The sequence below is a fragment of the Virgisporangium ochraceum genome (assembly GCF_016863655.1).
GTDB classification, from domain to species: Bacteria; Actinomycetota; Actinomycetes; order Mycobacteriales; family Micromonosporaceae; genus Virgisporangium; species Virgisporangium ochraceum.
Genome location: NZ_BOPH01000065.1, coordinates 19868 through 28237, shown reverse-complemented (window position 1 = coordinate 28237; position 8370 = coordinate 19868). Strand labels below are relative to the sequence as shown.

The window sequence follows — 8370 nt, the reverse complement described above, 5'->3', positions numbered from 1 at the left end:
TACCCGCAGCCGGCGCACCCGTGCCTGGCCTACCACTGCCGGGTGAACGATGCGGCCAGAGCGCCCGCGGCTGGCGGCCCTGCCACCCTGCGCGTCCGGCTGCCCCGTACACACGTCGCATCCGTGGCCAGTGCGTCGGGCCACCCGGCGCATCCCGGGCCCCTGTCGTCCGGCGCATCCCGCGGCCCGGCGAAATCCTGCCACCCGCGCGCCCCAAGGGTCTGGGAGTTGGGCATGATCGCGATTCGAGGAAGGAAGGTGGAGGCTGGCTGCGCGTTTGTTCCTGGGGCGGCGATCACGACGTTGGCGGGAGCGCGGGCGGGTGATCGACTTCTGAGGAACGGGAGTGGAGTCAGACTGCACTCCGGTTCCTGAAAAGTCGATCATTGCGGCGGCGGGGCAACCGGGCTGCACCATGGCGCGGCACCACCTGGCAACGGGAGTGCCGGAGTGTTGGGGTACGGCGCCGCCCGCGATTCCCCCCTGGGTCGACCGGGCGGGCGGCGCCCTTCCCCTACTTCAGGAGCTCGGTGGCTCCGTCTCGCACGTGGGCGTAGGCCTCGCGTACCTCGGGGGTCGCGTCGGCTTCCACCTCGACGGCGGCGACCGGCCACTCCGGCGGCTCGTCGCCCCCGCGCAGGGCCCAGGCGGCCTGACGGGCCGCGCCCAGGGCCACGTACTCGGCCGGATCGGGGACGCTCACCGGCGCACCGAACAGGGCCGGTGCCACGGCGCGCACGGCGGCGGACGCCGCCGCCCCACCGATCAGGAGCACCCGGTTGACCGGCATCCGCTGGGCGCGTAGGGCATCGATGGCATCGGCGAGGCCGCCGAGCATCCCCTCGACCGCCGCCCGCGCCAGGTTGGCCGGCGTGGCGTTCCCCCGGGTGAGGCCGGCCAGGAGGCCACGGGCGTCGGGCAGGTTCGGGGTGCGCTCGCCGTCGAGGTACGGGAGCAGGGTCAGGCCCCCGGCGCCCGGGGGTGCCGAGAGAGCCAGCTCGTCGAGCGCCGACAGCGACACGCCCAGCAGCGACGCCACCGTCGACAGGACCCGGGCCGCGTTCAGCGTGCACACCAGCGGCAGATGGCGACCGGTCGCGTCGGCGAAGCCGGCGACGAGGCCGGACGCGTCGGCCGACGGAACCTCGCAGACGCCGAACGCGGTGCCCGAGGTACCCAGTGACACCACCACGTCGCCGGGACGCAGGCCCAGCCCCAGCGCCGCGGCCATGTTGTCGCCGGTGCCCGCCGACAGCGCCGCACCGGTGGAGGTCTCACCGACCACCTCCGACGGGGCGGCCACCCGGGGCAGCCGCAGCTCGCGGCCGAAGGCCAGCTTCAGGATGTCGGTGCGGTACGTGTCGGTGGCGGCGGAGAAGTAGCCGGTGCCCGAGGCGTCACCGCGGTCGGTGGTGAACGCCGCACGGCCGCCCAGCCGCCAGGTCAGCCAGTCGTGCGGCAGGAGCACGGCTTCGGTACGGGCGGCCAGGGACGGTTCGGCGCGGGCGAACCAGCGCAGCTTGGTCACCGTGAAGCTCGCGACCGGAACCGAACCGACCGCGTCGACCCACGCCCGTGGGCCGCCGAGCTCGGTGACGAGCTCGGCGGCCGCGGGCGCGGACCTGGTGTCGTTCCAGAGAAGGGCCGGTCGCACCACCTCGCCCGACCCGTCCAGACACACCATTCCGTGCTGCTGCCCGCCGACGCCGATCGCCCCGACGCCGTCGAGCAGGCCGGCCGACGCCTCTTCGAACGCTGCCCACCACAGCGCCGGATCGGCTTCGGTCGAGTCGGGGTGTGCGGCGCGCCCTTCCCGGACCACCATTCCGGTGTCCGCGTCGCACACCACGACCTTGGTCGACTGGGTCGACGAGTCGACCCCAGCAACCAGTGCCATGACTCAATCCCCCGCTTCGCCGCTACGCGGCTTCGCGCTGATGTACCCGCTCCGCGGGTACATCAGCGCACCCCGAGGAGGTGCTCCATCGCCAACTGGTCGAGCCGCTCGAAGGCCATGCCCTTCGCGGCGAGCCCTTCCACGTCGACGGTCTCGGCCCGCAGGTCGGCCAGCGACTCGCCGGGAGCCACCGTGGGCTCGGAGAGCTCGGGCACCCGGGCCGCGGCCAACGCCTCGGTCACCTCCGGGTCGGCGCGGAACGCCTCGACCTTGGCCTTGAGGATCAGGTAGTTGCGCATGCAGGCCTTCGCCGTCTCCCACACGCCGGCGACGTCCTCGGTGCGCGGCGGCTTGTAGTCGAAGTGCCGCGGCCCGCTGTAGCCGCCGCTCTCCAACGCGTCGACGGTCCAGAACGCGCCGCGGAGGTTGCCGGCGCCGAAGCGCAGGTCCTGGTCGAAGCGCGGACCGTGCTGGCCGTTGAGGTCGATGTGGTAGAGCTTGCCGTGCCACATCGCCTGGGCGATGCCGTGCGCGAAGTTCAGCCCGGCCATCTCCTCGTGCCCGATCTCGGGGTTGAGACCCACGCGGTCGGGCTCCTCGAGGGAGTTGATGAACGCGAGCGCGTGCCCGATCGTCGGCAGCAGGATGTCGCCGCGCGGCTCGTTGGGCTTGGGTTCGAGCGCGAACCGGATGTCGTACCCCTGCTCCCGCACGTACTGGCAGAGGATGTCGACGGCTTCCTTGTACCGGTCGAGCGCCGCGGCGACGTCCTTGGACCCGCCCGACTCCGAGCCTTCCCGGCCGCCCCACATCACGTAGGTGGGCGCGCCGAGCTCGGCCGCGAGGTCGAGGTTCCGGGCGACCTTGGCGATCGCGAAGCGGCGCACCGCGCGGTCGTTGGCGGTGAACCCGCCGTCCTTGAAGATCGGGTGCGAGAACAGGTTCGTGGTGGCCGTGGTGACCACCATGCCGGTGGCGCTCAGCGCCTCCTTCAACCGCGCGATCAGCTTGTCGCGCTCGCCGTTCTCGGTGCCGAACGGGATGACGTCCTCGTCGTGGAAGTTGATCCCGTGCGCGCCGAGCTCGGCCAGCTTGTGCACGGTCTCCACCGGGTCGAGCGGCGCCCGGGTGGCCGGGCCGAACACGTCCTGGGCCGGCCAGCCCACGGTCCACAGCCCGAAGGAGAACCGGTCGGCAGGAGTGGGCATAAAGTCGGTCATCTGCGACCTTTCGAAAACGGCGGAGTCGGCGGCGGCACCGGTTATGAAGACGATACGCCGCCCGAGCGGGTTAGTTCAAGCTCCTGATTAAGCTCGGAACACCACTCTGTAGTACGTCTCCGACTGCTGCAACGCCAGCAACACCGCACCGCGCACCTCGGCGTCGGGCCCGAGCTCCGACACCCTGATCTCCGTTCCCGCAGGCCCCAGCGTGAACTCCCCCGCCGCCTGCCGCATGTGCGGCAGCAGCAGGTCGGCGATCGCGGCCAGCCCGCCGCCGAACACCAGCACCGACGGGTTGTAGGCGTTCACCACCCACGAGGCGGCCAGCCCGAGGTTGCGTCCGACCTCGGCGACCGCCGCGGTCGCGACGGCGTCACCGCCGCGCGCGGCCTCGGCCACATCGGTCGCTTCGAAAACATCGGAGAGGACGCTCACCGCACCGCCTGCTATGGACAGCTTCGCGAAGCGAACCAGAGCTGGTCCGGAGGCGACGGTCTCCAGACAGCCGACGTTGCCGCATTTGCACGGCTCGCTGCCACCCGGCACCCGGCAGTGGCCGATCTCACCCGCGGTACCGCCGGTGCCGTGCAGCACCCGGCCGTTGGCGAGCACACCGGCCGACAGCCCGGTGCCCGCGTACAGCAGCGCCAGGTCGTCGACGCGGCCGCCGACCCCCTCGATGTTCTCGGCGACGGCCGCCGCCTGCCCCGCGTTGTGGACGTGCACCGGCGCGTCGAGCTCGGCGGTGAGCAGTTCGGCGACCGGTACGTCGCGCCACCCGAGGTTCGGGGCCAGCAGGCACACACCGCGGTGGAAGTCCGTCAGTCCCGGAAGCACCGCGCCGACGGCCGCGAGCTCCGCGCCGGCCGGGAGCACGGCGCGGGCCTTCTCCGCGATCGCCGTGAGAGCCTCCGCCGCCGGACCCGGCGGGGTGTCGAACTGCCGGCGGGCCGACTCGGCGCCGCTGCCGTCGGCCACCGCCACCGTGGTGCGCCGGGCGCCGATGTGCACGCCGAGCACCAGCTGCGAGGAGGCGTTGTACTCCAACATGATCGGCGGCCGGCCGCCGCTCGTGGCGGTGGTTCCGGTGCCCACCTCGCGCACCAGCCCGTCGGCGATCAGCTCGTCGACGATCGCCGACACCGTCGGCTTGGCGAGCGTGGTGGCGCGCGCGATGCTGGCCCGCGACACCCGGCCGCCCTCTTTGACCACCGCGAGTACCAGTGACCGGTTGACCTCGCGCATCACGTTGTGATCCGCTCCGCGTCGAGGCTCCGGGCTGTCCATCGCCTAAAGCTACCGCGCCGATCATTCACACAGGTGCCGCCCGTAGACTGCCTCTGGGGCGGGGGCGTTTCAGATGGAGGCTTAGCCGTGCATATCTCGGCGCGAAGCGACTATGCGGTGCGGGCGGCGCTCGGCCTGGCGTCGAAGTATCCGGCCACCGTGTCCAGCGCCAGCCTCGCGGCGGAGCAGGACCTGCCCCGCAAGTTCCTCGAGGCGATCCTGGCCGACCTGCGCCGGGCCGGCCTGGTGCGCGGCCAGCGCGGCGTCGAGGGCGGCTACGTCCTCACCCGCCGGCCCGACGAGATGACCATCGGCGAGGTGCTGCGCGCCGTCGACGGTCCGCTCGCGGAGGTGCGCGGCCGCCGTCCCGAGGAGACCACCTACGAGGGCACCGCCGAGCACCTGCAGCAGCTGTGGGTCGCGGTGCGTGCGGCGGTGCGCAACGTGCTCGACGAGGTCAGCCTCGACGACCTCGTGCGCGGCCGCCTCCCCGGCCACGTCCGCCGCCTCATCACGGCTCCGGACGCGTGGCAGCCGCGTTAGTCCGCGCGCGCACCACGGCTTCCATCAGCTTCCGCACCACCTCCGCGGTGGTGCGGAGGTCGCTGTCGCTCATGTCGGCCACGGCGTCGGCCATCGTGCGGCCGAGCGGCTGGAAGTAGGCGCTCGCCAGCTCCAGCGCCTGCGGCTGCATCTCGATGGTCACCCGCCGGCGGTCGTTCGGGTCGCGGGTCCGTTCCACGTGGCCGACGGCCTCCAGGCGGTCGACCAGCGCCGAGGTCGCCGGCGCGCCCAGGCCGAGCCGGGCGGCCAGTTCGCCGACGGTCACCGGCGTGCCCGTCCGGCTGCCGGTGCTGATCCACATGATCGCGTTCATGTCGGTGCGTCCAAGCCCGTGCGCCCGCGCGAAGACCTCCACGAAGACGTCGCTCTCGACGGTGAACGTCTGGAGCGCCTTCACGAGCTCGGCCATGATCTGCGCGCGTTCGACTTGCTCAGTCACAACCGACAGCCTATCTTTCAATCGTCGAATAATTCGACCGTCGAAGGAACGGGATACACCATGGACCGCTGGGCCGTCAGGATAACCAGCCGTTGGGGCGCGATCGTGGTGCTCGTGGGGGCCGCGTTGCTGACGGTGCTCACGTTCGTCACCTCGCCGGAGCAACCGGCGGCCGAGCCCACCGACGGCCTTCCCGCCGGCGCCGAGTCGACGAAGGTCACCGAGCTGCAGGACCGCTTCCCGAGCGGACGCCGGGGCACCGCGATCATCGTCTACGAGCGCGCCGACGGGCCGCTGACCGACGCCGACCGGCAGGCCGTGGCGGCCACCCGCGACGCGCTCGCCGGCATCGGCGACGGCACCCTCCCGCCTCCGGAGCCGGCTGCCGACGGGCAGGCCGTGCTCCTCGTGGTCCCCCTGCAGGACGGCCTCGACACCGAGGGACAGAACGAGGCGATCGACCGGATCCGCGACGTCGTCGCCGACACCGCACGGCCCGACGGACTCTCCGCGTGGGTCACCGGCGGCGCCGCCTTCGGGCGCGACATCGCCAACGCGTTCGCCGGCGCCGACGTCACCCTTCTGCTCGCGACGATGGTCGTGGTGGCGCTGCTCCTTGTGGTCACCTACCGCAGCCCGATCCTGTGGGTGGTGCCGCTGCTCGTCATCGGCGCCGGCGACCAGGCCGTCGCGAAGCTGCTGCCCTGGGTCGCCCGGCTGATCGGCGAACGCACCGACGCGTCGGTTGCCGGGATCGTCTCGGTGCTCGTGTTCGGCGCCGGCACCGACTACGCGCTGCTGCTCATCTCGCGGTACCGCGAGGAACTGCGCCGCGCCGACGACCGGCGGGCCGCGATGGTCGCGGCGATGCGCGGGGTCGCGCCGGCGATCGTCGGCAGCGCCGGCACCGTGATCCTCGCCCTCCTGACGCTGCTGTTCGCGGTACTCACCAGCAACCGCACGCTCGGCATCAGCGCGGCGATCGGCGTCGCGGTCGCGCTGCTGTTCGGGCTGGTCGTGCTGCCGGCGGCGCTGGTGTCGCTGCCGCGCGGGGTGTTCTGGCCGTTCGTGCCGAAGGTCGACGGCGGCGGCGACGAGCAGGCCGGCCTCTGGGCGAAGATCGCCCGCGGCGTCTCCCGGCGGCCGGTGGCGGTGCTGATGGTCTCGATCGTCCTGCTGGGCGCGATGTCGGCCGGACTGTTCCGCACCGAGATCGGGCTGGCGCAGACCGAGCAGTTCCGCACCGAGGTCGAGTCGGTCGACGGGCAGGAGGCCCTCGGGCGGCACTTCCCCGCCGGGGCGGCCCAGCCGGTCACGGTGATCGCGGACGCGGCCGACGCCGCCGAGGTGACGGCCGTGGCCCGGGGCGTCGACGGCGTCGCCGACATCGGACGGCAGGAGGCGTCGACCGACGGCACCCTCGTCCAGATCAGCGTCGAGCTGACCGCGGCACCCGGCACCCCGGCCGCCGACGAGGCCGTGCGCGACCTGCGGGCGGCGCTGAACGACGGGACCCTCGTGGGCGGCGCGCCGGCCGCCGACCTCGACCAGCGCGACGCGCAGACCCGCGACAACGTCGTGATCGTGCCGCTGATCCTCGCGGTGGTGCTGTTCGTGCTGGTCGTGCTGCTGCGATCGCTGGTCGGGCCGGTGCTGATCCTGCTCACCGTCGTGGCGAGCTACGCCGCGAGCCTCGGCGCCGCCAGCCTGCTGCTGCTCGGCCCGTTCGGCTTCCCCGCGCTCGACACCGGCGTCCCGCTGCTCGGGTTCCTGTTCCTCGTCGCGCTGGGCGTCGACTACAACCTGTTCCTGGTGACCCGCGCCCGCGAGGAGACGATCCTGCGCGGCGACACGAAGGCGGGCACGGTACGCGGGCTGGCCGCGACCGGCGGCGTGATCACCGCGGCGGGCGTGCTGCTCGCGGCCGTGTTCACCGTGCTCGGTGTGCTTCCCGTGATCGTGCTCACCCAGCTCGGCATCGTGGTCGGCATCGGGGTGCTGCTCGACACGCTCGTGGTGCGCACGCTCGTCGTCCCCGCGATCGCGCTGACGCTCGGCGAACGGTTCTGGTGGCCGGCGAAACCGGCCGCGCTGGCCGTACCCGGCCGGCACGCGGCCGGGGTCAGCCCCCGACCCGCCGAAGAAGACCTTCCTGCACCGCGGTAGCGATCAGCCGGCCGTCCTCGGTGAACATGCGCCCGCGGGCCAACCCGCGGGCGCCGGACGCCGACGGGCTGGTGCAGTCGTAGAGGAACCACTCGTCGGCCCGGAAGGGGCGGTGGAACCACAGCGCGTGGTCGAGGCTCGCGCCGATGAAGCCGCCCTTGCCCCACACCTTGCCGTGCCGGGAGAGCACCGCGTCGAGCAGCGTCAGGTCGGAGCAGAACGCCAGGGCGCACGCGTGCACCAGCGGGTCGTCGGGCAGCGTCCCGTCGACCCGCAGCCACGCCCGCTGGTTCTCCTCCATCGGGCGCTCGCCCGGCCAGGCGAAGCCGGCGCCGGTCAGGTACCGCACGTCGATCGCCCGCGGCATCCGGTTCCACTCCGCCAGCAGGTCGGGGAACGGCTGCAGCCGCTCCTCCATCGTCGGCACCTCGTCGGGCCGCGGCAGGTCGGCGGGCATCTCCTCGGCGTGGTCGAGCCCCTTCTCGGCGCGGTGGAACGACGCCGACATGAAGAAGATCGTGCGGCCCTGCTGCTCGGCCACCGACCGGCGCACGGAGAACGAGCGCCCGTCGCGGATGTTCTCCACCCGGTACGTGATCGGCTCGGACTCCTCGCCCGCCCGCACGAAGTACCCGTGCAGCGAGTGGACCGTGCGCGACGGGTCCACGGTGCGGCCGGCGGCCACGAGCGCCTGGGCGGCCACCTGGCCGCCGAACACCCGCAGCCGACCGGCCGGTGGGTTCGTGCCCTGAAACGTCATCTCCTCGACCTGCTGCAGGTCGAGGAGATTGACG

General features: G+C 72.8%; 7 protein-coding genes. 2 read left to right on the top strand and 5 right to left on the bottom strand.

The genetic code is table 11. The features are described from left to right. Window positions 1–514: 514 nt before the first annotated feature. The 3 genes from xylB to Voc01_RS22725 all read right to left on the bottom strand — a co-directional run bounded on the left by xylB (window position 515) and on the right by Voc01_RS22725 (window position 4407). Window positions 515–1897, bottom strand: coding sequence for a xylulokinase (xylB, locus tag Voc01_RS22735; protein WP_203929530.1), 1383 nt, complete (start codon window positions 1895–1897; stop codon window positions 515–517). A gap of 62 nt (window positions 1898–1959) precedes the next feature. Continuing rightward, window positions 1960–3117, bottom strand: coding sequence for a xylose isomerase (gene xylA, locus Voc01_RS22730; protein ID WP_373873850.1), 1158 nt, complete (start codon window positions 3115–3117; stop codon window positions 1960–1962). An 87-nt stretch (window positions 3118–3204) separates the two neighbouring features. Continuing rightward, window positions 3205–4407 (bottom strand): ROK family transcriptional regulator, encoded by a 1203-nt coding sequence (locus Voc01_RS22725; RefSeq protein WP_203929529.1) that lies wholly within the window; start codon window positions 4405–4407, stop codon window positions 3205–3207. Between the two features lie 87 nt (window positions 4408–4494). Between Voc01_RS22725 and Voc01_RS22720 the strand changes: the two genes are divergently transcribed. Next, entirely contained in the window at window positions 4495–4950 is a 456-nt protein-coding gene (locus tag Voc01_RS22720; RefSeq protein ID WP_203929528.1) for an RrF2 family transcriptional regulator, read from the top strand. Here Voc01_RS22720 and Voc01_RS22715 read toward each other — a convergent pair. Next, complete coding sequence (locus tag Voc01_RS22715) at window positions 4919–5410, bottom strand: MarR family winged helix-turn-helix transcriptional regulator (protein ID WP_239160408.1); 492 nt, start codon at window positions 5408–5410, stop codon at window positions 4919–4921. The two genes, Voc01_RS22720 and Voc01_RS22715, sit on opposite strands and share 32 nt — an antisense overlap. 60 nt (window positions 5411–5470) lie before the next feature. Here Voc01_RS22715 and Voc01_RS22710 point away from each other — a divergent pair, with 60 nt between their 5' ends. After that, window positions 5471–7576, top strand: coding sequence for an MMPL family transporter (locus Voc01_RS22710; RefSeq protein ID WP_203929527.1), 2106 nt, complete (start codon window positions 5471–5473; stop codon window positions 7574–7576). Here the strand turns inward: Voc01_RS22710 and Voc01_RS22705 are convergent. Further along, the gene (locus Voc01_RS22705) at window positions 7533–8336 is read right to left on the bottom strand and encodes an acyl-CoA thioesterase (protein WP_203929531.1); all 804 of its coding nucleotides are present in this window, start codon (window positions 8334–8336) and stop codon (window positions 7533–7535) included. The genes Voc01_RS22710 and Voc01_RS22705 overlap by 44 nt on opposite strands. Window positions 8337–8370: the final 34 nt, after the last annotated feature.